The sequence below is a fragment of the Exiguobacterium alkaliphilum 12/1 genome, from assembly GCF_000714435.1.
Lineage (GTDB): Bacteria > Bacillota > Bacilli > Exiguobacteriales > Exiguobacteriaceae > Exiguobacterium > Exiguobacterium alkaliphilum.
Genome location: NZ_JJMW01000015.1, coordinates 122,151 through 146,681 on the forward strand (window position 1 = coordinate 122,151; position 24,531 = coordinate 146,681).

Genomic DNA, 24,531 nt, shown 5'->3' on the forward strand with positions numbered 1-24,531 from the left:
GATGGGCTTTTTTTATTTTTTTATGAAAAGAGAGGGGAAGTTACATGATTCATTTGACATTTCCAGACGGTGCCGTCAAGGAGTTCGAAGCCGGCATCACAGCAGAAGAAGTAGCAGGTTCGATTAGCCCGGGCCTCCGTAAAAAAGCGCTCGCCGCAAAAATTGACGGGGAATTGATCGATTATCGTCGCCCGATCGAACAAGACGGTCGCATCGAACTCGTCATGCCGGACTCCGAGGACGGCCTCGACTTAATGCGCCACTCGACGGCTCACTTGATGGCGCAAGCAATCAAGCGCCTTTACGGTGATGAAGGCTCGATTTACCTCGGGATTGGACCGACAATCGAGAACGGCTTCTATTACGACATCGAGATGGACCGTCGTATCAACGAAGAGGATTTGCCTGAAATCGAGAAGATGATGAAACGCATCGTCGATGAGAACCTCGACATCACACGTGAAGTCGTTTCGCGTGACGAGGCGCTCGCCCGCTATCAGGCACTCGGTGACCCACTCAAAATCGAATTGCTCGAAGACATCCCGGCCGACCAGACGCTCACGATGTATCATCAAGGCGAATTTTTCGACTTGTGCCGTGGACCGCACGTCGCATCGACATCGAAATTGAAAGTGTTCAAATTGATGAGCGTCGCCGGGGCCTACTGGCGTGGCGATTCCGACAACAAAATGTTGCAACGCATCTACGGGACAGCATGGGCGACGAAAGAACAGCTCGCAGAACACTTGCGTCTCCTTGAAGAAGCGAAAGAGCGTGACCATCGTAAACTCGGGAAAGAGCTCGATCTCTTCTTCGTCTCGCAAGAAGTCGGTCAAGGTCTGCCGATGTGGCTCCCGAAAGGCGCCTCGATTCGTCGCACGGTCGAGCGCTATATCGTCGACAAAGAACTCGAACTCGGTTATCAGCACGTCTATACGCCGGTGCTCGGTTCGGTCGATTTGTATAAGACGTCTGGACACTGGGACCACTATCAAGACGACATGTTCCCGAAAATGGAGATGGACAACGAAGAACTCGTCCTTCGTCCGATGAACTGTCCGCACCATATGACAATCTACAAACACGAGCCACGTTCGTACCGTGAACTCCCACTTCGGATCGCCGAACTCGGCGGCATGCACCGTTATGAGATGTCTGGGGCGCTCACAGGCTTGCAGCGCGTCCGTTACATGGTGCTCAATGACGGGCACACGTTCGTCACACCGGAACAGATGAAGCAAGAGTTCAAAGACATCGTCCACTTGATTCAAGAAGTGTACGCTGACTTCGGGATTAAAGATTATCGTTTCCGCTTGTCGTACCGTGACCCGGCGGACAAGGAGAAGTACTTCGACAACGATGCGATTTGGGAGACGGCCCAGCGTCAATTGAAAGAGACGATGGACGAGCTCGGCCTCCCGTATTTCGAGGCCGAAGGCGAAGCGGCGTTCTACGGACCGAAGCTTGACGTCCAAGTCCGGACGGCGCTCGGCAAAGAAGAGACGCTCTCGACGGTTCAACTCGACTTCTTGCTCCCAGAGCGGTTCGACTTGACGTACACAGGACCGGACGGGAAAGACCATCGCCCGATCGTCCTTCACCGTGGGGTCGTCTCGACGATGGAGCGTTTCGTCGCTTACTTGATTGAGGAGTATAAAGGCGCATTCCCGACATGGCTCGCACCGGTTCAAGTGAAATTGATTCCGGTCTCGCATGTCCACGATGACTATGTCGCGGAAGTGAAAGCGGAGCTCGTCAAGCGCGGCGTCCGCGTCGAGACGGATCTCCGTGACGAGAAGCTCGGCTATAAGATTCGCGAAGCACAGATGAAGAAAATCCCGATGACGCTCGTGCTCGGCGATAAAGAGCGCGATGAGCGGGCGGTCAACATTCGCCGTTACGGCCAACAAGAACAAGTTTCGGCTTCACTTGACGAATTTATCGCGTCATTGACTGCGGAAATCGCCAACCGTTCACGTTAACTGAGGAGACCGTCCTTCGACGAAGGATGGTCTTCTTTTCGGTCTAAAGACGGATGCGGAATAGGTGTGAGAACACGTAAGGTAGAAGAAAGGAGTGATCATTTTGAATTTTATGAAACCATTCGTAGCGCTGACGATCGGTTCGGTCGTCGCGACGAGCATGATACCAAAAGTAAACGCAGAAGCCATCGTGGACGATACAATCGTCACGCTCGGGGAGTCGCTTTCCTCGAACCAGCAGCAGTGGGTGCTCGAACGTGTCGAGGCACCGGCCGGAATCGACCCGATTATCACGACAGTGGCCGATGAAGAGAAGTATTTAGGTGACGCGGTTCCACAAGCCCAGCGCGGGGGTGGCATGTACTCGTCAGCCCGCATCAAATTGATGGAGGAAGGCAGCGGATTGAACATTAAGACAGAGAACGTCACATGGGTGACAGAAGACATGTATGCGAATGCACTCGTCACGGCCGGCGTGACCGATGCGGACATTTACATCACGTCACCGATTCGCGTGACCGGTACGTCCGCTCTCACAGGCATCATGAAGGCGTATGACGTCACCGCTAGTGAGACGGGCATCGAACTGACAGAAGAACGTAAGGCGCTCGCCCAAGAAGAGCTCGCCGTCACGTCGGAGATCGGCAAAGCGGTCGGACAAGAGGATGTCGCCGGGCTCATGAACGACATCAAGGCGGCGATCGCCAACCAGAAACCAGAGACGAACATCGAAATTCGTGACATCGTCATTCAAGTGCTCAATCAAAACAACGTCCAACTGTCAGACACGCAGTTGAACCAATTGACGGGGCTATTTGAAAACATGCAACAAGCGAACCTTGACTGGGCATCGATCAGTGACGGGTTGAAAGGGGCCGGACAAAACGTTCAAGCGTTCCTCGAGCAAGAAGAAGTGAAAGGCTTCTTCGCCCGGTTGTTCGCCGCACTGAGTAACTTCTTCAAATCGTTGACGAACTAACTATACAAAAAAAAGGGCGCGAGCCCTTTTTTAATACCAGCGTTTATAAATGTAGTCGCGGGCGCTCTTGTTGTCATCGACGATCTTAAGGGTGATGCGGTTCATCTCTTCTAATAAATCGGTCAGTACGGCTTTTAACTTTTCATCTTCTAACCCATGGTGTCGCATCGTCTCGGTGACGATGCGTTCGACTTGGTCATGATAATCGTGATCGCTGCCTACATCTTTACGCCAATTCATGGCCATCCCTCCCTTTTTTATTTTTATTCCCTCGCAAAAGGTATTGCGAAACGATGGAATGACTGTTATCATCATAAAAGTGTGAGCTACCAATTATTCATGCGCGAATTCTTGACATCTTTTCCTGCTAGTGTTAAGATGACATAGTGATTAAATACAACAAAGCAGAAGCGCCCGCTTCTCACCTCGTCCGAACAGATTCGGTCAGGTCCATCATGTACGTGAAGCAGCCGAGCATTCGTCTCTGTTGACTCCGAAATGATGTGTGGGCGGGAAACTGCCGACGCTTTTTTTATTGCCATGTTGTCTTATCAATCTAAAACTCGTGCATTCGCACGATGGAGGTGCTAACCATTAGCAAAGAGCTCTTTATCAACGAAAACATTCGTGCCCGTGAAGTTCGCCTAATTGGAGCGGACGGTGCACAACTCGGTGTGCAATCGCGCAATGAGGCATTGCGTTTAGCGGAAGAGGCTGAACTTGACCTTGTCTTGGTCGCCGACAAAGCTAACCCACCGGTCGCCAAAATCATGGACTATGGGAAATACCGTTTCGAACTTCAAAAGAAGGAAAAAGAAGCGCGTAAAAACCAAAAAGTCATCCAGATGAAAGAAGTGCGTCTCAGCCCAACGATCGAGGAAAACGATTTCCAGACGAAGTTGCGTAACGCGCGTAAGTTCCTCGAGAACGGAAACAAAGTGAAGGCGTCAATCCGCTTCCGCGGACGTGCCATCACGCACTCTGAAATCGGGAAACGCGTCATGGAGAAATTGGCGGCGGAATGTGCCGATTTGGCAACTGTTGAGCAAAAGCCGAAGATGGAAGGACGCAGCATGTTCTTAGTGCTGGCTCCGAAGAAAGAAGATTAATCATCGAGTCATAGTGGGGAGGAAATACTCATGCCGAAAATGAAATCGCACCGTGGTGCTTCAAAACGTTTCAAACGTACTGCATCAGGTAAACTCAAGCGTTCGCACGCTTACACAAGTCACTTGTTCGCTAACAAATCGACAAAAGCAAAACGTAAGCTCCGTAAAGGCGCTATCGTATCAGCTGGAGACTTCAAACGCATTCGCAACATGATCGCGAAGTAATACAGAAAGAATTTAGGAGGGAAACCATATGCCACGCGTAAAAGGCGGATATACGACTCGTCAACGTCGTAAAAAGCAAATCAAATTGGCCAAAGGTTACTTTGGCTCGAAACACATTCTCTTTAAAGTAGCAAAACAACAAGTCATGAAGTCACTCATGTACGCATACCGTGACCGTCGTCAGAAGAAACGTGATTTCCGTCGTCTTTGGATCACACGTATCAATGCGGCAGCACGTACGAACGGCCTCTCATACAGCCGTATGATGCACGGCCTCAAGCTTGCAGGGATCGACATCAACCGTAAGATGCTTGCTGAGCTTGCTGTGACGGATGCACAAGCGTTCGCGTCACTCGCTGACACAGCTAAATCAAAATTGAACGCTTAAGTTCAAACGAAAGCGCCGAGACCTTATCTCGGCGCTTTCTTTTTTCTCGTGAATTTCTTAAGATGAAGAGAAGGAGGGGAACGCATGGATCAATCGGTTCTGGCCATCGTCGCGTTAGCGCTCATCGTCTTGAACGTCTTCACGTACGTCCAAGCGAAAAACTATACGCACGGCAACGGTGAATTCAACATACTATACGCCTATGCGGGCGGCGCGATCGGTGCGCTGTTCGGGCTTCATTTGACACGGAAAAAGTCCGTTCATGCCCCAAAAAGCGTCCAATTACAAGTATTGATTTTAGCAGTGGGCTGGTCTTTAATGATTTTAGTACTGCTTTAAGTGGAGAATAGGAGGAGCAACCGGTGAACTGGACAACATTATTTGATCAGCAACGTCGTTTGGACGAACGGATCAAAGAAGAACATCAATTATCCGGGAACCAATTTGATGAGCGGTTACTCGCTTTGCTCGTCGAACTGGGGGAACTCGCCAATGAGACCCGTAGTTTTAAATTTTGGTCGACGAAAGGCCCGTCGCCTCAAGACGTGATCTTAGAGGAGTATGTCGACGGCATTCACTTCTTACTGTCGCTCGGCCTCGCCCTCGGATACGAACGGGAGTCGTTCCCGGCCGGTAGCTCGTATCTTGATGCGACTGATGCTTTTTTAGACGTATTCCGAAAAGTGACGAACTTTGGTTTGTCGAAAACGGAAGCGATGTACGAGACGCTGATGGCGGCATATCTCGAACTCGGATATACGTTAGGCTTCAATGAAGAATTGATTATGTTGGCGTATGTCTCGAAAAATAAACAAAACCATGAGCGACAAGATCAAGGCTATTAATCGGACAAGGGAGCGATCTAGAGATGAATGAATCCTTACATATGTTGAAACGATTGACTGATGCGACAGGCGTACCAGGGAACGAAGGGGAAGTGCGAAGTCTCATGCGCGAATACCTCGAACCACACGTCGAGTCGTTCGAACAAGACGGCCTCGGTAGCTTGTTCGGTCGTGTGACCGGAGACGCCGATGGCCCACGTGTCATGATTGCCGGCCACATGGATGAAGTCGGTTTCATGGTCACACGGATTGAAGAAGGCGGGTTCCTTCGCTTCCAAGCGCTCGGGGGCTGGTGGAATCAAGTGCTGCTCGCCCAGCGGATGGACGTCGTGACGCGCTCTGGGGAAAAGATTCCTGGCGTCATTGGGGCGAAACCACCGCACGTCTTGCCGATGGAAGCCCGGAAGAAACCGGTCGAGATCAAAGACATGTTCTTAGATATCGGGGCGACGTCAAAAGAGCAAGTCGCGGAATGGGGCATCCGTCCGGGTGATACGGTCGTGCCGCATTGCGAGTTCACGGTCATGAAGAATGAAGACTTCTTGATGGCCAAGGCGTGGGATAACCGAATCGGCTGTGCCATCGCCATTGAGGCGGCGAAGCGATTAAAAGAAGATCAGGCCCCAGGTGTCGTCTTCACCGGCGCGACCGTTCAAGAAGAAGTCGGATTGCGTGGTGCCGTCACGGCAGCCAACATGCTCAAGCCGGACGTCGCCATCGCGGTCGACACGGGTATCCCGGGTGACACGCCAGGCATGACGGCTGCCGAAGGATTGTCGAAGCTAGGCGAAGGGGTTCAAGTGATTTTCTTTGATGCGACGACCATCACGAACCCACGACTCATCGACTTGATTGTAGATGTCGCGAAGGAAAACGACATCAAGTATCAACTCGACTTGACGCCAGGCGGCGGAACGGACGCAGGCCGTTTCCACTTATCTGGAATCGGGATGCCTGCGGTCGCGCTCACGGTACCGGTCCGTTACTTGCATACGAACGTCTCGATTATCCATAAAGCGGATTATGAGGCGGCCGTCGAACTCGTCGTCGCACTCACAAAACGGTTGGACGACAAGACGGTCCAATGGCTGAAAGAGGGATAATATGACGAAAATCACGTCAACGAAAAGCGAGACGATTAAACGATTGAAACGCTTGATGACGAAAAAAGGCAGACAAGAGTCCGGCCAGTTCCTTGTCGAAGGCGAGCATTTGGTTGACGAGGCGATTCGTGCAGGTCGGCTCGTGCAGCTCATTGTCGGCGAATCATACACGCCGAAGCGTTCGTGGCGTCTTGATCAGATGCCCGTCCTCGAGCTCTCTGATCACGTGGCGGACATCTTGTCTGAGACGGAGAAGACGCAAGGCGTGTTCGCGGTCGTCAACATGTCTCCGGTCGAACGGAAGATGAAACACGTGCTCGTCCTCGATCGGATTCAAGACCCCGGTAACCTCGGGACAATGATTCGGACGGCAGACGCCGCCGGGTTCGATACGGTATTGCTCGGCAAAGGGACGGTCGACCCCTACAACGCCAAGGCGGTCCGGGCGACGCAAGGTTCACTGTTCCACGTGAACGTGCGCACGGTCGATTTACTTGAGACGTTACCGGAATTGAAAAGTGACGGGTTCCACGTATACGGGACGGCGCTCGAAAAAGCCAAGTCGTACGACCAAATCGATTTTGGGGACCGCGTCGCGCTTGTCATCGGGAACGAAGCCCAAGGCGTCCATGCGGACGTCCTTGCCCTCTGTGACACCCGGGTGCACATTCCGATGCTCGGCGACGCCGAGTCGCTGAACGCGGCGGTCGCGGCTGGGATTCTCATGTACCGGATCGCCTTACGTTAATCTTGTCAGCAATTCTGTTTCATGATAGGTTAATTATATTGAACGATATACGATAGACGTTGAAAGAGCATAGTACGCGAACTACCGAACGAGTACAGGGAGCATCGGCCGTGATTGGAAGCCGACGCCTCGGGCGGCGCCGAATTCACTCTGGAGTCGTGTTGGAGACAACACCGGGTTGGCATCTCGATACCGATGCTCTCAAGTGGGCCTTCGGGCCAAGTAGGGTGGTACCGCGATGATTCGTCCCTTCAGTCAATGACTGAAGGGACTTTTTTTGTAGAGGAGGAATTATTGATGAAAGAACAGTTACAAGCGTTACAACAGGAAGCCCTTCAAGAGATTGAGGTCGCCTCGACACAAAAGGCGTTGAACGAAGTCCGCATCAAGTACTTAGGAAAGAAAGGACCGATGACCGAGGTGTTACGCGGCATGGGCAAGCTCTCACCGGAAGAACGCCCGGTCGTCGGCGATCTTGCGAACACGGTACGCGCCGCAATCCAAGAAGCGCTCGAGACACGCATCGAGTCGGTGAAGGCGACAGAGCTTGAAGCAAAACTCGCCGCTGAGGCCATCGATGTGACGTTACCAGGACGTACATCGCTCCCGGGGCATACGCATCTACTCCAGCAAATCGTCGACGAGATGGAAGATCTGTTCGTCGGGCTCGGCTACACGATTGCCGAAGGACCAGAAGTCGAGACGGACTTGTATAACTTCGAGATGCTCAATCTTCCAAAAGACCATCCGGCCCGCGACATGCAAGACTCGTTCTACATCACGGACGAGACGTTACTCCGGACGCATACGTCTCCGGTTCAGGCACGGACGATGTTACTCGCAAACGGTGAACCGATTCGCATCATCTGCCCGGGGAAAGTGTATCGTCGGGATGAGGACGACGCGACCCATTCGCACCAATTCTTGCAAATCGAAGGGCTCGTCGTCGATGAACACATCTCGATGGCCGACTTGAAAGGGACGCTCGAGGCGTTCGTCAAACAACTGTTCGGTGAGACGCGTGAGATTCGTCTCCGTCCAAGCTTCTTCCCGTTCACAGAGCCGTCGGTCGAAGTCGATATTTCGTGTTTCAAGTGTGGCGGAAAAGGCTGTAACGTCTGCAAAGGGACTGGCTGGATTGAAATCTTGGGCGCCGGCATGGTACATCCACGCGTGCTCGAAATGGCGGGCTACGATTCGACGAAAATGTCAGGTTTCGCGTTCGGCATCGGTGTCGAGCGGATGGCGATGCTCAAACACGGCGTCGACGACATTCGTCACTTCTATACAAACGACTTACGCTTCATCGAGCAATTCTAAGGGGGACCACACATGTTACTATCAAAAAAATGGTTGAATCAATATATCGACGTCTCGGATTTGAGCGGGCAACAGCTCGCCGATTTGATTACAAAGAATGGGATTGAAGTGGAAGGCGTGACGAATCGGGCCGAGGGATTGAGCGGTCTCGTCGTCGGACGCGTCTTGACGTGCGAAAAGCATCCGGAAGCGGATAAGTTGAACGTGACGACAGTCGACATCGGTGGTGACACGGCTCAAATCGTCTGTGGCGCCCCGAACGTCGCGGCCGGTCAACACGTCATCGTCGCAACGGTCGGCGCGACGCTACCTGGCTTGAAAATCAAGAAGGCCAAACTGCGCGGCGTCGAGTCACACGGAATGATTTGTTCGCTCGAGGAACTCGGATTCGAGAAGAAGCAAATCCGCGAAGACGAACAAGACGGAATCCATACGTTCCGTGAAGCGGTCGAAGTCGGTGCGGACGTCGTCAGTCTCCTTGACCTCGATGATGAGGTGCTCGAACTCGGCTTGACGCCGAACCGTTCGGACTGTCTCAGCCTCTATGGCATCATTCACGAAGTCGCAGCGATTTTGGAGCGTCCGTACACGTTACCGGACACGGACGTCGCGGCAACTGGTCAAAATGACGTCACGGTCTCACTTGAGACAGACAACTGCCCGTATTACGCGACGCGACGCGTGGATGGGGTCAAAATCGAGGACTCGCCGCAATGGTTGAAGAACATCTTGATCGCAGAGGGCGTGCGCCCAATCAACAACGTCGTCGACGTGACGAACTATGTCATGCTCGAACTCGGTCAGCCGCTCCACGCGTTCGATGCGTCGAAGCTCGGCCGAGCCATCGGCGTCCGTCAAGCACACGACGGCGAGACGATTGTGACGCTTGACGATGTGACACGGACGCTCGATGAATCGATGATGGTCATCACGGACGGGAATGCGCCGGTCGCCATCGCCGGTGTCATGGGTGGTGCGAGCACCGAAGTCGACGCGACGACGACGAGTGTCGTGCTCGAATCCGCTTATTTCGTTCCAGCCTCGGTGCGGAAGACGAGTCGTGTGCTCGGGCTTCGTTCCGATTCGAGCGCTCGTTTCGAGAAAGGCGTCGACCCTGAGCGTGTCATGCGTGCGCTCGACCGGGCTGCGCAATTGATTCAGTCGATCAGCGGTGGGACCGTCAGTGACGCCGTGACGTCCGGGGATATCCTGTCGGCCGAACGGACGATTGACGTATCGGTTGCCTACATCAATGAACGTCTCGGTATGGAGCTCGACCGGGAGACGATCGTCTCGATTTTGAACCGCCTCGGCCTCGACGTCGAAGGCGACGAACTGTTGACGGTACGCGTCCCGTCCCGTCGTCCCGACCTCGAGCTACCGGCGGACGTGACAGAAGAAGTTGCTCGTCTGTTCGGTTACGACAGCCTACCGTCGAAACTGCCGGCCTCGACGACGAAAGGTTACTTGCCGCATGTCAACGTCTTGCGCCGTCGTGTGCGCCGCATCCTCCAAGGTGCAGGGCTATCGCAAGCGATTACGTACTCGTTGACGAGTGAGGCACACGCATCACGCTTCGGCGGCGAATCGGCGACAAAAGTACAATTGGCGATGCCGATGAGTGAAGAACGTACCGTGCTTCGGACATCACTCGTCCCAGGACTCCTTGAAGCGGTGCGACATAACACGGCCCGTCAACAAGCGAACGTTGGCTTGTACGAAACGGGACGCGTATATGTGAACGTCGGGGAGACGTTACCGCTCGAGACAGAACGTGTGGCCGCTGTCGTGACAGGCCTTTGGTACGACCATCGTTCGCAAGGCACACGCGTCCCGGTCGACTATTTCGTCGCGAAAGGGATTGTCGACACGTTGGCACAGACGCTTCGCACCGAAGTCACGTATGAAGCCGCTTCGATTCCGGACATGCATCCGGGCCGCACGGCGAACGTCCTCGTTGACGGAGAGGTCGTCGGCTATGTCGGTCAAGTGCATCCAGGTGTATCGAAAGACATCTACGGTTTAAAAGAAGTATATGTCTTCGAACTCGATGTCCAAGCGTTCGATACGGAAGCGACAGCGATTTATGAAGACGTGCCACGTTACCCGTCCATCACGCGAGACTTGGCACTCGTCTTAAACCGAGACATCCCAGCCGGTCACGTTGAGGCGACGATGAAACAAGCGGCCGGTCCGCTCTTGATTGACCTCGCCTTGTTCGATGTCTATACAGGTGAAAACGTCGGGGAAGACGAGAAATCGCTCGCCTTTTCACTTAAATATCAAGATCCGACGCGCACGCTTCAAGATGAAGAAGTGACAGCGTCGTATGAGGCGATCATCGCCGCCGTCAAAGCGACACACGGCGCCGACGTTCGCGCTTAACGCAAAAACTGCGATTCCTAAGCTTAGGAATCGCAGTTTTTTATTGCACTTCGAGCGCCAAGTCACCGAACTTCGTCCAACCGACGAGGCAAGTCACTTTATAAAGAAGGAACGTGATGACAGCAGGGAGCACGACGCCTGTGCCGACGAAGATGGCGAATGCCTCGGCGCCTTGAGCCGCCAAGATATTGAGTGGGGCGATCATCGAGTTCAAACCGAGACCGGCAATCTCGTACGGGACTTCGAGCGAGAACCAGAGCGTCGCAATCGGGGCGCTAACCATCGCCGCGATAAAGGGTGGCATGACGACGCGCGGATTTTTGACGACGTTCGGGAACTGGACTTTCGGTGTGACGAAGAATGATGCGACCAAACCGCCTGGGTCGGTTTGACGATAGGCCATGAGTGTGAACCCGACGAATTGGGCGGTACATCCGATCAAGGCGGCAGCACTCGCGACGGGGTCGAGTTGGAGCGCGATGGCGAGCGCAGCCGATGAGGCCGGGGACATGAGCATGACGCTAAAGACGAGCGCGATGACGAGTGATGTGGCGACTGGTGACGTGTTGACTGATGCGGTGATGCTCGCACTGATGGAGTTGATGAGCGGTGTCGTAACGGCAGCTGCACCGACTCCGACGATTCCACCACCGAGAACGGCGGAAACCGGGACGACCATCATGTCAAACTTCGTCTTGCCGAGAACGCGTTTTCCAATCCAGACAGCCGCAGCCGCTGCAATCAAAGCGCTGATCGGTTGACCCGGGACGAGCACGAGTCCACTTTCGGTCGGTTGGAGCGCGGCCCCGCCGACGGTTGCCGCAATCATCGAACTGAATAAAATGAGCGTGTTGCCGCCGAGTTGATAGGCCACACCTGCGCCGAGGGCCGGGGCGAGTAATGACTTGGCGACTTGGCCAATCGTGACGAGCATGCCGAGCCCTGTCATGTTTCCAATCGTCTCAATCAAGAGACCGACCCCGAGCGTGACGAGGACGGCGCTTGCCATCCCGGCTGATATTTTAATCATTCGATCCATTGCGTACTGTTTCACTTCCATCATCTCCTCTGTCTGTTTTCCAATAAAAAAACCTATCCGAATGGGATAGGCGCAAGTGGTTCACGGTGAGCGCCTCGTCCGAATCCATCGAAACAAGGGCCCAAAAATTCGTCTCGGTTTACGAGTCGATTTTCAGTCCCTTCGTCGAATAATAATCAGCAGGCCGTGTTGTGTCTGTGTATGCATGGCGTTTCGCTCCTCCGTTTTGCTAAGATTTGTCTTAGAGTAACATGACAATTTTCAATAATCAATATTTTCTGAAAATTTATTTGAAAAAAATTGGAACGATAAAATAAAAAGAGGTAGCAGCTCCCAAATTGAGAGCGCTACCATTCGCCATACATAGCGTTATGAGGTGCTAGCCGTGAGCAAGCCAACTTGTTCATCAATAAAATTCATCGAGACGGTGTTAAAGATATCCGGCTGATCGACGTTGACGACGTGACCAGAATCCTCGACGACATGAACGTTCGCCGTCGGCTGGTGTTTCGCCGTCCGTTCGACCGCTTCGAGAAACATGTAATCCTCATCACCCATCACATAAAGAATCGGGACGGCCGTTTGAATCGATGAGAAATGTCGGAGCAACGGATTCATGTTCTCGGTCATCTTGAACCAACGAATGAACTCGCGTTGGCATAGGTTAGCCGCATCGCGGACAAACATCATCCGTGACTTCTTATGGCGTTTTTTCGGCAATAAAATCCATGCGAACAGTTGATAGAGCCACATGTACGGCACGAAGCTTTGCACGAGACTACCGAGACGAATCAACAACGTCGATCGAACGTTGAATTTGACGATCGCGCCCCCGAGCACGACCGATGCGATTCGCTCCGGGTGATGTTCGAACATCGCTTGAATGACGATCGTTCCAAGCGATAGGCCGACCATATGGCCTTTTTCGATGTTCAAGTGGTCCATCACTTCGACCACGTCTTCGACGACGACGTCGAGCGTATACGCGTTGAGCGGTTGCGTCAACGACTGCTCGGCATCATAAGATCCGCCGTGGCCACGCAAGTCGAGCAACAGGACATTATATTTCTTTTTAAACGGTCGGATTTGACGATACCAGTGAGACAGGCTCCCCCCGGCGCCATGAATGAAGATGACCCAAGGATGATCGTCGCTTAATGTGTACGTTTTATAATGCAACATGAACGCTATCCTCCAAAAATTTTAAGTTCATTAAACCATAAAAATAATATACCATATGTCGCTTGGAAGCACTATCGTTTCAACTCGCTCAAGCGCAGCGCCTTCTTCGTGTTGGCGAAATGAACTTTGGCGATATCGTTCAACCGTTCGACACCATCACGTTTAATGAGCGAGGCGGCGACTTGGTCGACTTTGGCTCCCGCTCCTTTGGGCAACGTGAGGCCGACGGTTTGACTTAATTTGTCCATTTCTTTCAAAAAGAACGCGCGTGCCAAAATCGAGGCGGCTGCGACGGCGACGTGTAACCCTTCCGCTTTCGTCGAGAAATAGACGTCAGCATTGACGATGTTTCGCTCATGGCTCAGATGCTTGTAATAGACGTTCTTTTCCGCGAACTGATCGATTAAAATCGCATCCGGCTTCTCCTCGAGTTTTTCGAGAAGGGCCGACAAGGCGGCGTTATGGGCGATGGCCGTCATCTTCCCTTGCGTCATCGTCTTTTGCATCTTGTTGTACATCGGGTTATGGAGCGTCGCCTTCTGATACGGAATCGTCACATGTAAATCACGGGCGATTCGTTTGATCTCAGGGTCGGACAACAGTTTCGAGTCTTTGACGCCTAGTTCTTTGACGAGGTCGATCTTATCTTTCGAAACGTAAGCGGCGACGATGACGAGCGGACCGAAATAGTCTCCTTTTCCGACTTCGTCACTGCCGACGACCGACCAATTTGAAAAACCGTCTGGTAGTGTCGAGGCAGCCGCTACTTTTTTCGCCTCCGGCGTCCCCCATTTTGCTGCCTCCGTTTCGGCCGCCTGGCCTTGGAACATGACTTTACCCGAATTGTAAACGGTAATCACGCACGAAGGTGTTTTCGCACTGAATTTGGCGTAAGGCGGCGGATTGACCGCGTAGGGTGAATAACGCTCGATTAAGGCGTTTTGCGCCTCAATCGATAATTTGATGACTTGATTGCCCAACAGGAGCACTTCCTTTCTCTCTCGCAAATTAATTTTACATTTTTTTTGTATATTTTGAAACCAGTGCACCGGCTTTTCCGTATGAAACAGTGAGTCGAGTAGAAGTGAAATGAGGTGAGGCGAAAATGTGGTGGCGCGATGACACGGAGCAAGATGAGGCGGAATCCCTCTATAAACAAATTCTCGAGTTAGAATCGAGAATCGCCAAACTAGTGGCCCATCAAGTGCGGGTGCGTCGTCTACTCATGCAGGAGTCGTCGGAGACGACGGCAGAGCAAATCATTACGTTGCAGGCGGAAGTCGATCATTATTTGACGTTATTGCGGCAAGAGCGTGTGGAGGCCGTCGATCGCTACGATCGATTGCGGTTCGAGCAGACGTTAGGGCGCGTCCGTCAATCTGTTGAGCAACCGACCCGTCCGCTCTCGGAATGGGACACGATTGAACGGGCGCTCGCGCTTGAAGTCGAGCATTTGCGCCGCGTGCTCGCCTACGAGCATGAACGCCGAAGCGAGGAGGGGTGGTAATGGAGTCGATCGATCAACTATATTGGTGGGTCCTCATCATCGCGGGGCTCGGGACGTTCGTTTATATGCTGTTCTCGGATGCGTTCGATTTGTTTGAAGGCTGGTTCAATCCGGCCGTCATCCTTTCGTTCTTGGCACTCGGGGCGGGAATCGGTCTCATTTTGAATGCACTCGCGCACGTCTCGCCGATGATTGGGCTCGCCGTCGCCCTCGTTGGGTCTTTCGCTTTGACGACGCTTCTTTACTTATTCGTCTTGTTGCCGTTATCGAACGCGGAAGAATCAATCGGGATGACTGACGATTCGCTCATCGGCCTCGTCGGTCGGTTGACCGTTCCTGTCCCGGAAGGCGGGTACGGGGAAGTGCTCGTCGAGTCGGTGACCGGCTCCGTGTTAAAGACGGCGCAAAGCATCGACGGAAAAGCCATCCCGGCGGACCGTCGCGTCGTCATCATCGAAGTAGAACGAAACATTGCGGTCGTCATGGAATATGACGAACCGACAATCCGGAAGGAGAATGGATAGATGGATACAGTCATACTTGCAAGCATTATCGTCGGGGTGATCATTCTTTCCCTGATTTTTGTATTCGTATTAAAGTACCGTACAGTCGGACCGGATGAGGCGTTAATTGTCACCGGGAGTTACTTAGGGAAGAAAAACGTTCATAGTGACGCTTCGGGCAACCGGGTCAAAATCATCCGGGGTGGCGGTACGTTCGTCTTGCCGGTATTCCAGCAAGCAGAACCGCTCAGCCTTCTCTCGAGCAAACTCGAAGTCACGACACCGGAAGTGTACACCGAGCAAGGTGTACCGGTCATGGCGGACGGAACGGCTATCATTAAAATCGGGGGCTCTATCAGTGAGATTGCCACAGCAGCCGAACAGTTCCTCGGCAAACCGAAAATCGAACGTGAGAACGAGGCGAAAGAAGTGCTCGAAGGGCATCTCCGTTCGATCCTCGGCTCGATGACGGTCGAAGAGATTTACAAGAACCGTGACAAGTTCTCACAAGAAGTCCAACGCGTCGCCTCGCAAGACTTGGCCAAGATGGGCCTCGTCATCGTCTCGTTCACAATTAAAGACGTCCGCGACAAGAACGGTTATCTCGAGTCGCTCGGTAAACCGCGAATCGCCCAAGTCAAACGAGACGCGGACATCGCGACGGCCGAAGCGGATAAAGAGACACGCATCAAGCAAGCCGAAGCGATGAAAGACGCGAAGAAAGCCGAGCTCGAGCGGGCGTCAGAAATCGCGGAAGCCGAGAAAGAGAACCAACTCCGCATCGCGGCGTACCGTCGTGAACAAGACGTCGCCAAAGCCCGAGCCGACCAGGCGTACGAGCTCGAAGAGGCGAAAGCGAAACAAGAAGTCACCGAGCAACAGATGCAAGTCCAAATCATCGAGCGTCAAAAGCAAATCGAGCTCGAAGAGAAAGAGATTATGCGTCGCGAGAAACAATACGACTCGGAAGTGAAAAAGAAAGCCGACGCCGATCGATATGCGATCGAGCAGTCAGCTGAAGCGGATAAAGCCCGTCAAATCGCCTCAGCCGATGCCGAGAAGTACCGCATCGAGGCCGAAGCGAAAGCCGACGCCGAGCGCGTCCGCCTCGCCGGTCTCGCCGAAGCCGATTCGGAGCGGGCAAAAGGGGAAGCGGAAGCCGAAATCATCCGCTTGACCGGTCTTGCCGAAGCGGAAGCGAAACAAAAAATCGCCGAAGCGTTCGAGCAATACGGCCAAGCCGCGATTCTCGATATGGTCGTCAAGATGCTTCCGGACTACGCGAAACAGATTGCTGCGCCACTCGGAAACATCGATCAAATCACGGTCGTCGATACAGGAAGCGGCAAAGACGGTGGGGCCGGAAAAGTCACGGGTTATGCCACTGACTTGATGGCGTCGCTCCAGCAGACGCTCAAAGCCTCATCGGGGATCGACATGAAAGACCTGCTCGACAACTTCGTCGGGAAAGGGAACGTGCCGACAGACGATGCGCCGGAACGCAAGCTCGTTGAGACGGCAGCGACGACAGAAGAATAAATCACGAGGTCGCAGACGCATTCGTCTGCGGCCTTTTTTGTGAACATGCGCGAGATTTCCCTAACTTTCAAACGGAATGACTTCAAGCCGAGTCGAATCGTGTCGATAAGTGAGATGTCAGACCAATTGAGAGAGGAAGAATGTCATGAAAAAAGGAGTCATCTTCGGGTTGATGACCGCGAGCGTGTTGTGGTTATCGGCCTGTCAATCTGTCATCGATCGACCTGAGACCGCCATCGAGGAGCGGCAGTCGATGGGTGTCGTCTTATCGGACGTCGGTCTCGGGGACCAATCGTTCAGCGACGCGGCCATGCGGGGCATGGGTCAATTACGAGAGACTGGGGAATGGTACGTTGATTATCGAGAGCTTGAGGAGACGAAAACGTATGAAGCCGGCTTCGAACAGCTCGTAGCGGCAGGGCACGATGTCATCATCGGTCTCGGCTTTGCGTGCCAGGAGGACTTAGAGAAAGTAGCGGCCAATCATCCAGACCAACAGTTCGCCTTGATTGACGCCGTCTCGACGTTACCGAACGTGATTTCGGTCACGTTTGAAGAAGTAGAAGGGAGCGCGTTAGCCGGTGCGGTCGCAGGCCTTGAGACAGAGACAGGCAAAATCGGCTTTGTCGGCGGTGTCGACAATGAATTGATTCAAAAGTTCTCGACCGGCTTCTTACTCGGGGCGCAGGCGGTGAACGCCGATGTCGAACTCCTAGTCGATTATGCGAATGACTTTGCCTCACCTGAGATCGGGCAGCAGTTGGCCGAGAAACAGATCGAGGCAGGAGCCGACGTGTTGTATGCGGCGGCTGGATTAACCGGCGTCGGTGTCTTGCAAACCGCACAAGCGAACGGCGTGAAAGCGATCGGGGTCGATAGCGACCAATCGATGATTGCGCCGGACGCGGTCATCACGTCGATGTTAAAACAAGTCGACTTAGCCATCGTGGCAATCGCGGAAAACGTTCAAGAAGACGCGTTCAGTGAACATCTCACGATCGGTCTCGAACAAGGCGGGGTCGGTCTCGCCGCACTTCGACGCGTCCAGTGGAGCGACGAGGAACAAGAACGCTTTGACGCGTTCGAGAAACGGCTACTGGAGGGCAATTCACCATGAGTTTACGAAAACGATTTATTGTATCAACCGTCTTCACGGTCGTGTTGGTCGTCCTAATGATGAGTTACGTCTTGACGACGTTAAATCGGTTGCAAACGTATAACGAACAGTATGGCTCGCAAATGATTGAGCTGTCCCAGCTCGAGACGTCACTGCTTCAAGAGCAGTCGCTCTGGACATCGCTTGGCGAACAGATGAGCCCAGCGACCTTGAATCAGTTGGCACGCATCCGCGAGAACAATGTGGCCACGTTTGAGACGCTAGAGCGGACGTACTTGATTCCGACCTTCAATGAACATTTGGAGCGGGCGACGGAGAAGTATACACGCATCGGTGAGAACGTCGAGGCCGAGTCGGGTGGGATTGCGGCCCGAATTCAAGCCGCCAAGCTTGAAGGATTGCTGAACGACGTGAATACGCTACTCGTAAAGAATGGTTCGTTCTACGAAGCACTCCAACAGGAGGCGGCAGAGGAGACGAAACGGTTGTTTGTCATTTCCATCGTGCTCACGGCGTTCGTGATTGGCGCGCTCGCGGTGTACAACTTCTTCTTTGCCCGTTCCATCACGCGTCCGCTCGAGCAGACCGTCGAGGCAGCCGAGGCCATCGCTTCTGGTCGACTGATTTCATTGCCAGAGTCGACGAGACGAGACGAGATCGGGCGTCTTGAACGAGCGATGCAACATATGACGGTCTCCCTTCAAACGGTGATCGGGTCAATCCGGGTCACCTCGATGCAAGTCAACGCGATGACCGAGACGGCCGCGACCGAGAACGAGGCGGTCGTCAGCACGACGTCAAACATCACGAACGCGGTCGATGAGATGGCGAACGGTGCCCAATCGATTGCGACCGAACTACAGGAGACGCTCGAGTCGGTCGGCATCATGGCGGCCTCGTTCGAGACGAGCCTCCAACAGACGCGCCAGACGACAGAAGAGACGAGCGCGATGACGCGTGAAGTCCAAGACGGGATTGAAACGCTGATTGACCAAGAGCGGATTTTACAACGCTCGAGCGAACGGAATGACACGCTCGTCAAACGGATGGATGCGTTTGCGCGAAACACGGACGAGATTGAACGGATGGCGAAACTCGTCGAAGACGTTGCCGCCCAGACGAACTTACTCGCATTGAACGCAGCGATTGAAGCGGCGCGGGCCGGTGAGGCGGGGCGTGGCTTCGCCGTCGTCGCAAGCGAAGTGAAGAAGCTGGCCGAAGAGAGTAACGTGGCGACACGGTCCATCTTTGGGGTCGTCCAATCGATTCACGAAGAAGTGGAGCGGTTGAAACAGACGGTCGAAGAGGCGAGTCAAGAACAGACGGCACAACGACAAGCGTTCGGCTTGACGAAACAGGCGTTCACACGCATCCATGACCGGACAGACCATGTGGCCACATTCGTCCATACGATCGAGCGAGAGATGCTCGCCTCGAGCAGTGAAGTGACGAACGTGTTGAAGCGGGTCGAAGAAGTGAGCGGGGTGACGGAAGAGCTAGCCGCCGGAAACGAGGAAGTGGCCGCCTCGATGAAGGAACAACAGGCGAGCTTTGACCAAATCTTCGCCTTGATGCAAGAACTCGAAGGACAGGCAGGGGCACTTGCCAATCAAGTCCAACATTTTCAAAACGATTGAGACAAGTTTCGGCTTGTCTCTTTTTTATATGGGAGAACGGAATGGTTGGAATAGCGCTACCGATACACTATGGGCTGGACTAAGGACATAACCCGGGATGAGCGAGTGCCGAATGCATCGCATACTGTGGATGAAAGACGCATCGATAGGAGGAGACGGGATGGAAAAATGGAAGCGTTACGTCATCGGGCTGGTCGTGGCTTTATTCATGGCGGTCGGCTACATGTTCGCATCGAAACAGCCCGAGACGCCGATGGTCGAACAATTCGAACTCAAAGCGGAAGAGTCGGTTCAAGCGGAACCGGCAGCGGGGAAAATCGTCGTCTACGTGACAGGCGCCGTCGTCTCACCTGACGTATATGAGATGCCGTCCGGGGCAAGGGTCGGGGACGTTCTAACGCTTGCCGTTTTGACTCCGGAAGCAGAACCGGAGCAGTTGAACTTGGCTCAACTGCTCGTCGACGGCTCGAAGATCACCGTCCCGAAAAAAGGTGAACTTCTCGACGTCGTACCGGAGACGACGGAGACCGGTACGAACGGCGTCCACGTCAACAGTGCGACAAAAGAGGAGCTGATGACGGTCCCTGGCATCGGTCCGGCCAAAGCTGAAGCGATTTTAAACTACTTGAAAGAACACGGCCCGTTCAAGTCGTACGAGGAGCTTCGGAATGTGAAAGGGTTTGGTGACAAGACGTTGGAGAACATGAAGGGCTATCTGCTGGTCCCGTGAGATGCCACTCTTTCCGTTACTTCCAATCAGTCTACTCATCGCTTGGACCCATGACGTCTTGGTCCTTTCGGTCGTGCTATTCTTATTGCTGCTCGCTTCGTGGCGTGGCCAGGCTGTAAGCACGTATTGCGGCGCGATTGTTCTGGCCTTACTCGTCTTTTGGCACGATGAGCCGCCGGAGATCTCAACAGGTGAACGTGTCTTGTTTTCCATCGAGAGCCGGCGTGACAATGGTCGTTCCGTCCGATTGTATGGCGAGACGTCAGGGGCGAACGGGGTTTTAGTCGGACGTGATGTGGCGCTCGGCCGTCCGGGAGAGACGTGTCTCGTCACGTTCGAGCCGGATGCGTTCGCACCGCTCCGAAACGTCGGCGGGTTCGATGAAATGGCGTGGGCGAAAGGGGCAGGCCTTTCATTCAAGGGAAGACAAGTCACCGTTCACGCCTGTCGTCCGACGGCAGGCGTGGACGGGGCGATGCTTCGGTTCAAAGAGAGACAATTGGCACGCATCGAGGCGACGTATCGGGCCGATGTTGCGTTGTATATGGAGGCGCTTTTGTTTGGAGAAGGACGATTGTTGGATGAAGAAACCTCGTTTTCGTATCGGGTCACGGGGCTGTTGCATCTGCTCGTCATTTCGGGGTCACACATCGCCATGCTCGTCCTCGCGTTCAAATGGCTGCTATCTCCTCTCCCGTTCCATCGAGAGACGAAGATCCTCCTTATCGTCTTGATTGTGACGGCGTTCGGCTGGTTGACCGGCTTTTCACCGCCGGTCGCGCGCGCCGTCCTCGTCGCCGACATGGTGCTGATTCTTTCCTTGTTCGGCTATTCGGTCCGTGACCCGATGCGTCTCCTCAGCTGGTGTGGGGCGGGACTGCTCGCACTTCAACCTTACTTGTTGTTCAATCTTGGGTTCCAGCTTACCGTTGGGATGACGCTCTTTTTGATTGTGACGCGTGCGCTGTGGACGAACGTCCTCAGTCTGGCGATTTACGCGCAATGGGTCGGATTGATTTTGTTATGGCACGTTCAACCGGTCATCTCGGTCGTGGCGCCACTCTACAACGTCGTCGTCGCAATCCTCCTTTCGTGGGTGATCATTCCTCTCGCTCTCCTGTCGTATCTGATGCCATTCTATGAACCGTGGCTTCATCCGGTACTCGATGGGTTGCACGGGACGTTCTCGCTTCATAATATGTACAAGCCTTGGATCCCGCTCCATGAGCTGACCGTTTGGGGTTCGTTCGGGCTCGCTTCCGGACTTTGGGTCGGGTTGCTCCTGCTCGAGCGGCGCCGTTGGATTGGGTGGGGTGTCGCCTTTCTCACGCTCGGTGTCGTCACCTGGACGGCCGAATATAAAGAGCAGGGGCGAGTCACATTTTTAGACGTCGGGCAAGGTGACGCCATCGTCGTCGAGACGGACGGTCTCACGGGCGTGATTGACGTCGGCGGGGTATTCCATGACCCATCGGTACAGAAACGCTCGACGTTCGACCCGGGAGCAGACGTCGTCGCGCCTTACTTGTGGAAGCGGGGCGAGCGGGAAATCGATTTCTTGTTGTTGACCCATGCCGATCACGACCATACGGGTGGGTTAGAAGGGGTGCTTGATTCGATTCAAGTAAAGGAGGTATGGCTAGCGGCCGAGGCGACCGATTTGGAGAAGCGGAACGATTTGTTAGCGAAGCTCGAGACAAGGGACGTCCCGGTCCGTTACGTTCGTTCAGGCGACCGACCTTATCCGTGGCTTTGGATTGTCAGTCCGTCGGAGCGGAAAGCAGATGAAAATGCCAATTCGGTTTCGGCCTATTTAGCGGTCGGTGGGATGACGTACTTATTGACGGGTGACTTACCGGAAGCGGGGGAAGCCACTCTCCCGACTGTCGACGTTGATGTGTTCAAACTCGGCCATCATGGCTCGGACACGTCGTCGAGCGAGGCACTAGTAAACCGGATCGATCCGGAATGGGTCGTGGCGAGCGTCGGCAGGAACAACCGTTACGGGCATCCGCATCCAGACGTCTTGGCGCGACTTGTCGGCAGGCGCGTGCTACGGACGGATGAGGACGGGATGATCGTATGTGAACGTGGCGCTTGCCGAGGGATCGTGGAAACGAAGGTCAGTCGATGAAATGTATGATAAACTAAAAAACGATTGCTCCCCCGGGGCAATCGTTTCGTAGCTTATAAGCTTAAGAACTTGATGAGGACGCCAATCGCGAATAGCGTGAAGAAAAAGCCGAACGGTACGATGAAGCCGATCGCTGAATCGATGGCATCGTTTCGTTTGCATTGGACATCGTTCTCAAACGGGTTTTCGCTTGGTGGGCGAACAGAGTTAATATGCATAGTGAGTCCCTCCTTGAAATGGTTCCGTCCTAAGTATAGCGAATCGTTGAAGGATAATCTATGTTTTAGATAAGAATAAATTGTGAAAGTGGTGTGTGTTTTGAATGAACCCTGGCTCCATAACGGCAAAGTAGCCAACGTGTACGTCTTGTTCGGGACGGAGAAGTATCTGCTCGATTCGTGGGAGAAAGAAATCGTCAAGGCGGCCAACCCGTCCGGCGACCAGTTCGACGTGATGCGACTCGACTTACAAGAGACGGCGCTCGATACGGCACTCGACGAGGCGGAGACGGTCCCGTTCTTCAGCGATTATCGGACGGTCGTCGTGAAAAACGCCCAGTTTTTGACCGGCGCGAAAGAGAAACAAAAGCAAAATGTCGAACGGTTGACGGAATATTTGTTGCAGCCGGCACCGTACGCCGTGCTCGTCTTCATCATCGAGACAGAAAAACTCGATGAGCGTAAAAAAGTCGTCAAGCGCTTAAAAGAACGGGCCATCGTCCTCGAGGCGAAAAAGCCGAGCCAGACGGAGCTGATGCGTTACGTCGGTGACGAACTGAATCGACGTGGGCAAAAGATGGACCGCTCGACCGTCGAGCGACTTTTGTTCTTATGCCATGATGATTGGGGGAAACTCGTACGCGAGCTCGAGAAGTTGCAACTGTATGCGAGTGATGGTAGCGAGATCCCGCTCGAAATCGTCAACGATCTCGTCCCTCGAACGCTTGAAGACAATGTGTTCCAACTGTCCGAATTTTTAGTCGCCCGGCGTGCCGACGCGGCGCTACGGCTCGTCCGTGATTTAGAGAAACAAGGTCAGGAGTTGATTGGGCTCTTGTCGCTTCTCGCCCGTCAGTACCGGAACATGTATTTGACGAAGCAGCTGACGGAAAAAGGATATGGGGAAAAACAAATCGCGTCAAAGATTGGGGCGCATCCGTACACAGTGAAGCTGGCCGGGCAAGCGAGCCGGAACTTCACGGAGGCGCAGCTCGCCGCGGCGCTGACGATGATTGCCGATGCAGATGAGTCGATGAAGACCGGTCGTGGCGATAAACAAATCGTCTTCGATACGCTCGTCTGTCAGTTGACGCTCGTGTGAGGTGAGAAAATGAGTTTACGACAAGTGGAACTTGAAGATGTGATTCCGCTCAGGCATGAAGTGCTCAGACCGGGTCAGATGCGGGAGACGTGTTATTTTGAAGGGGATGACAACGAGACGACACGCCATTTCGCTTGGGTCGAGGACGGTCAGGTGTTGTCGATCGCGACCGTGATGGAAGCAGGGCGTGACGTCGACGGGAAGACAGTGCCGTACCAACTGCGGGGGATGGCGACCGACCCGGCCTCCGCCGGGCAAGGGATTGGCTCGTCGTTTTTACAGGCGCTGCACGAAACGGTCAACGACTCGTGGTGGTGCAACGCCCGCGAAGTCGCCGTGCGCTTCTATGAACGGAACGGCCTCGTCGTCGTCGGTGAGCCGTTCGAAATTCCCGGGATTGGGACGCATTACGTCATGGTATACGAAAAAACAGCCGGCTCCTGATGGAGGCGGCTGTTCCGGTTTGATCTCTAATTAGAGAGCTGCGATGCGAGCTGCGAGACGTGATTTGTCACGGCCAGCTTTGTTTTGGTGGATAAGACCTTTTGCTGCAGCTTTGTCGATTTTCTTCGTAGCGAGGACGAAAGCTTCTTGAGCAGCTTCTTTGTTTCCTTCGAGTACGAGAGCGTCAACACGTTTTACTGCTGTACGCATTGCTGCTTTCTCTTGCGAGTTTGCGACGCGACGCTTTTCAGAAGTTTTTGCACGTTTGATTGCTGATTTGATGTTTGCCATTGTT

The 24,531-nt window shown here is 53.7% G+C and carries 26 protein-coding genes; 20 read left to right on the top strand and 6 right to left on the bottom strand.

Translation table 11 applies throughout. From position 1 onward, the window contains the following. The first annotated feature begins 44 nt into the window (after positions 1-44). Together thrS and RT52_RS02085 are read left to right on the top strand one after the other, a co-directional pair. Positions 45-1,982, top strand: a complete 1,938-nt coding sequence (gene thrS, locus RT52_RS02080) for a threonine--tRNA ligase (RefSeq protein WP_034809348.1) — start codon at positions 45-47, stop codon at positions 1,980-1,982. Positions 1,983-2,094: 112 nt separating this feature from the next. After that, entirely contained in the window at positions 2,095-2,961 is an 867-nt protein-coding gene (locus tag RT52_RS02085; RefSeq protein WP_034809350.1) for a DUF1002 domain-containing protein, read from the top strand. A 30-nt stretch (positions 2,962-2,991) separates the two neighbouring features. Here RT52_RS02085 and RT52_RS02090 read toward each other — a convergent pair whose 3' ends face one another. Continuing rightward, complete coding sequence (locus RT52_RS02090) at positions 2,992-3,201, bottom strand: hypothetical protein (protein WP_034809352.1); 210 nt, start codon at positions 3,199-3,201, stop codon at positions 2,992-2,994. Positions 3,202-3,539: 338 nt separating this feature from the next. Here RT52_RS02090 and infC point away from each other — a divergent pair, with 338 nt between their 5' ends. The 9 genes from infC (at position 3,540) to pheT (ending at position 11,084) form a co-directional block, all read left to right on the top strand. Further along, a complete protein-coding gene (infC, locus tag RT52_RS02095; RefSeq protein WP_034809354.1) occupies positions 3,540-4,070 on the top strand; it encodes a translation initiation factor IF-3 in 531 nt (176 codons plus the stop codon). A 30-nt stretch (positions 4,071-4,100) separates the two neighbouring features. After that, a complete protein-coding gene (rpmI, locus tag RT52_RS02100; protein ID WP_012726697.1) occupies positions 4,101-4,295 on the top strand; it encodes a 50S ribosomal protein L35 in 195 nt (64 codons plus the stop codon). Between the two features lie 28 nt (positions 4,296-4,323). Beyond that, entirely contained in the window at positions 4,324-4,683 is a 360-nt protein-coding gene (rplT, locus tag RT52_RS02105) for a 50S ribosomal protein L20 (protein WP_021065642.1), read from the top strand. A gap of 84 nt (positions 4,684-4,767) precedes the next feature. Continuing rightward, positions 4,768-5,022: a hypothetical protein gene (locus tag RT52_RS02110; RefSeq protein ID WP_034809355.1), complete on the top strand. Its 255-nt coding sequence runs from the start codon at positions 4,768-4,770 to the stop codon at positions 5,020-5,022. Positions 5,023-5,045: 23 nt separating this feature from the next. Continuing rightward, positions 5,046-5,528 (top strand): dUTP diphosphatase, encoded by a 483-nt coding sequence (locus RT52_RS02115; RefSeq protein WP_034809356.1) that lies wholly within the window; start codon positions 5,046-5,048, stop codon positions 5,526-5,528. A gap of 23 nt (positions 5,529-5,551) precedes the next feature. Continuing rightward, complete coding sequence (locus tag RT52_RS02120; protein WP_034809358.1) at positions 5,552-6,631, top strand: M42 family metallopeptidase; 1,080 nt, start codon at positions 5,552-5,554, stop codon at positions 6,629-6,631. A gap of 1 nt (position 6,632) precedes the next feature. Then, on the top strand, positions 6,633-7,379 hold the full coding sequence (locus RT52_RS02125; protein WP_034814797.1) for a TrmH family RNA methyltransferase: 747 nt from the start codon (positions 6,633-6,635) through the stop codon (positions 7,377-7,379). 297 nt (positions 7,380-7,676) lie between these two features. Continuing rightward, positions 7,677-8,699, top strand: a complete 1,023-nt coding sequence (pheS, locus tag RT52_RS02130; RefSeq protein WP_034814798.1) for a phenylalanine--tRNA ligase subunit alpha — start codon at positions 7,677-7,679, stop codon at positions 8,697-8,699. A 12-nt stretch (positions 8,700-8,711) separates the two neighbouring features. Next, on the top strand, positions 8,712-11,084 hold the full coding sequence (gene pheT / locus RT52_RS02135; RefSeq protein ID WP_034814799.1) for a phenylalanine--tRNA ligase subunit beta: 2,373 nt from the start codon (positions 8,712-8,714) through the stop codon (positions 11,082-11,084). Positions 11,085-11,124: 40 nt separating this feature from the next. Here the strand turns inward: pheT and RT52_RS02140 are convergent, their stop codons facing one another. The 3 genes from RT52_RS02140 to rnhC all read right to left on the bottom strand — a co-directional run bounded on the left by RT52_RS02140 (position 11,125) and on the right by rnhC (position 14,285). Continuing rightward, the gene (locus tag RT52_RS02140; protein WP_034814800.1) at positions 11,125-12,147 is read right to left on the bottom strand and encodes a PTS sugar transporter subunit IIC; all 1,023 of its coding nucleotides are present in this window, start codon (positions 12,145-12,147) and stop codon (positions 11,125-11,127) included. 345 nt (positions 12,148-12,492) lie between these two features. Next, positions 12,493-13,305, bottom strand: coding sequence for an alpha/beta fold hydrolase (locus RT52_RS02145; protein ID WP_034814801.1), 813 nt, complete (start codon positions 13,303-13,305; stop codon positions 12,493-12,495). 71 nt (positions 13,306-13,376) lie between these two features. Continuing rightward, positions 13,377-14,285, bottom strand: coding sequence for a ribonuclease HIII (rnhC, locus tag RT52_RS02150; RefSeq protein WP_034814803.1), 909 nt, complete (start codon positions 14,283-14,285; stop codon positions 13,377-13,379). A gap of 125 nt (positions 14,286-14,410) precedes the next feature. Here rnhC and RT52_RS02155 point away from each other — a divergent pair, with 125 nt between their 5' ends. The 7 genes from RT52_RS02155 to RT52_RS02185 all read left to right on the top strand — a co-directional run bounded on the left by RT52_RS02155 (position 14,411) and on the right by RT52_RS02185 (position 22,472). Then, the gene (locus tag RT52_RS02155; RefSeq protein ID WP_034809370.1) at positions 14,411-14,812 is read left to right on the top strand and encodes a hypothetical protein; all 402 of its coding nucleotides are present in this window, start codon (positions 14,411-14,413) and stop codon (positions 14,810-14,812) included. After that, on the top strand, positions 14,812-15,336 hold the full coding sequence (locus RT52_RS02160; protein ID WP_034814805.1) for an NfeD family protein: 525 nt from the start codon (positions 14,812-14,814) through the stop codon (positions 15,334-15,336). The genes RT52_RS02155 and RT52_RS02160 overlap by 1 nt, the downstream gene beginning before the upstream one ends. Next, positions 15,337-16,854 (top strand): flotillin family protein, encoded by a 1,518-nt coding sequence (locus tag RT52_RS02165; RefSeq protein WP_034814807.1) that lies wholly within the window; start codon positions 15,337-15,339, stop codon positions 16,852-16,854. Positions 16,855-16,999: 145 nt separating this feature from the next. Beyond that, positions 17,000-17,971, top strand: coding sequence for a BMP family lipoprotein (locus tag RT52_RS02170; RefSeq protein WP_034814809.1), 972 nt, complete (start codon positions 17,000-17,002; stop codon positions 17,969-17,971). Next, entirely contained in the window at positions 17,968-19,608 is a 1,641-nt protein-coding gene (locus RT52_RS02175) for a methyl-accepting chemotaxis protein (RefSeq protein ID WP_034814811.1), read from the top strand. The genes RT52_RS02170 and RT52_RS02175 overlap by 4 nt, the downstream gene beginning before the upstream one ends. Positions 19,609-19,768: 160 nt before the next feature. Then, positions 19,769-20,338: a ComEA family DNA-binding protein gene (locus RT52_RS02180; protein WP_034814813.1), complete on the top strand. Its 570-nt coding sequence runs from the start codon at positions 19,769-19,771 to the stop codon at positions 20,336-20,338. Between the two features lies 1 nt (position 20,339). Beyond that, the gene (locus tag RT52_RS02185) at positions 20,340-22,472 is read left to right on the top strand and encodes a DNA internalization-related competence protein ComEC/Rec2 (RefSeq protein ID WP_034814814.1); all 2,133 of its coding nucleotides are present in this window, start codon (positions 20,340-20,342) and stop codon (positions 22,470-22,472) included. A 53-nt stretch (positions 22,473-22,525) separates the two neighbouring features. Here RT52_RS02185 and RT52_RS16120 read toward each other — a convergent pair whose 3' ends face one another. Then, positions 22,526-22,690: a YqzM family protein gene (locus RT52_RS16120; RefSeq protein WP_024371416.1), complete on the bottom strand. Its 165-nt coding sequence runs from the start codon at positions 22,688-22,690 to the stop codon at positions 22,526-22,528. Positions 22,691-22,781: 91 nt separating this feature from the next. Between RT52_RS16120 and holA the strand changes: the two genes are divergently transcribed. Together holA and RT52_RS02200 are read left to right on the top strand one after the other, a co-directional pair. Then, the gene (gene holA, locus RT52_RS02195) at positions 22,782-23,792 is read left to right on the top strand and encodes a DNA polymerase III subunit delta (protein WP_235193477.1); all 1,011 of its coding nucleotides are present in this window, start codon (positions 22,782-22,784) and stop codon (positions 23,790-23,792) included. A gap of 9 nt (positions 23,793-23,801) precedes the next feature. Beyond that, complete coding sequence (locus tag RT52_RS02200; protein ID WP_034809385.1) at positions 23,802-24,236, top strand: GNAT family N-acetyltransferase; 435 nt, start codon at positions 23,802-23,804, stop codon at positions 24,234-24,236. Between the two features lie 30 nt (positions 24,237-24,266). Here the strand turns inward: RT52_RS02200 and rpsT are convergent, their stop codons facing one another. After that, a complete protein-coding gene (rpsT, locus tag RT52_RS02205; RefSeq protein ID WP_021065661.1) occupies positions 24,267-24,527 on the bottom strand; it encodes a 30S ribosomal protein S20 in 261 nt (86 codons plus the stop codon). Positions 24,528-24,531: the final 4 nt, after the last annotated feature.

Bases quoted from the DNA above. Each gene is read 5' to 3' on its own strand.
- RT52_RS02125 (WP_034814797.1), top strand. From the start codon at position 6,633: ATGACGAAAATCACGTCAACGAAAAGCGAGACGATTAAACGATTGAAA.
- thrS (WP_034809348.1), top strand. From the start codon at position 45: ATGATTCATTTGACATTTCCAGACGGTGCCGTCAAGGAGTTCGAAGCC.
- RT52_RS02175 (WP_034814811.1), top strand. From the start codon at position 17,968: ATGAGTTTACGAAAACGATTTATTGTATCAACCGTCTTCACGGTCGTG.
- RT52_RS02085 (WP_034809350.1), top strand. From the start codon at position 2,095: ATGAAACCATTCGTAGCGCTGACGATCGGTTCGGTCGTCGCGACGAGC.
- RT52_RS02165 (WP_034814807.1), top strand. From the start codon at position 15,337: ATGGATACAGTCATACTTGCAAGCATTATCGTCGGGGTGATCATTCTT.
- RT52_RS02180 (WP_034814813.1), top strand. From the start codon at position 19,769: ATGGAAAAATGGAAGCGTTACGTCATCGGGCTGGTCGTGGCTTTATTC.
- rpsT (WP_021065661.1), bottom strand. From the start codon at position 24,527: ATGGCAAACATCAAATCAGCAATCAAACGTGCAAAAACTTCTGAAAAG.
- RT52_RS02160 (WP_034814805.1), top strand. From the start codon at position 14,812: ATGGAGTCGATCGATCAACTATATTGGTGGGTCCTCATCATCGCGGGG.
- RT52_RS02185 (WP_034814814.1), top strand. From the start codon at position 20,340: ATGCCACTCTTTCCGTTACTTCCAATCAGTCTACTCATCGCTTGGACC.
- pheS (WP_034814798.1), top strand. From the start codon at position 7,677: ATGAAAGAACAGTTACAAGCGTTACAACAGGAAGCCCTTCAAGAGATT.
- RT52_RS02170 (WP_034814809.1), top strand. From the start codon at position 17,000: ATGAAAAAAGGAGTCATCTTCGGGTTGATGACCGCGAGCGTGTTGTGG.
- infC (WP_034809354.1), top strand. From the start codon at position 3,540: ATGGAGGTGCTAACCATTAGCAAAGAGCTCTTTATCAACGAAAACATT.
- RT52_RS02140 (WP_034814800.1), bottom strand. From the start codon at position 12,147: ATGATGGAAGTGAAACAGTACGCAATGGATCGAATGATTAAAATATCA.
- RT52_RS02110 (WP_034809355.1), top strand. From the start codon at position 4,768: ATGGATCAATCGGTTCTGGCCATCGTCGCGTTAGCGCTCATCGTCTTG.
- RT52_RS02200 (WP_034809385.1), top strand. From the start codon at position 23,802: ATGAGTTTACGACAAGTGGAACTTGAAGATGTGATTCCGCTCAGGCAT.
- rpmI (WP_012726697.1), top strand. From the start codon at position 4,101: ATGCCGAAAATGAAATCGCACCGTGGTGCTTCAAAACGTTTCAAACGT.
- RT52_RS02155 (WP_034809370.1), top strand. From the start codon at position 14,411: ATGTGGTGGCGCGATGACACGGAGCAAGATGAGGCGGAATCCCTCTAT.
- rplT (WP_021065642.1), top strand. From the start codon at position 4,324: ATGCCACGCGTAAAAGGCGGATATACGACTCGTCAACGTCGTAAAAAG.
- RT52_RS02090 (WP_034809352.1), bottom strand. From the start codon at position 3,201: ATGAATTGGCGTAAAGATGTAGGCAGCGATCACGATTATCATGACCAA.
- RT52_RS16120 (WP_024371416.1), bottom strand. From the start codon at position 22,690: ATGCATATTAACTCTGTTCGCCCACCAAGCGAAAACCCGTTTGAGAAC.
- RT52_RS02145 (WP_034814801.1), bottom strand. From the start codon at position 13,305: ATGTTGCATTATAAAACGTACACATTAAGCGACGATCATCCTTGGGTC.
- pheT (WP_034814799.1), top strand. From the start codon at position 8,712: ATGTTACTATCAAAAAAATGGTTGAATCAATATATCGACGTCTCGGAT.
- RT52_RS02120 (WP_034809358.1), top strand. From the start codon at position 5,552: ATGAATGAATCCTTACATATGTTGAAACGATTGACTGATGCGACAGGC.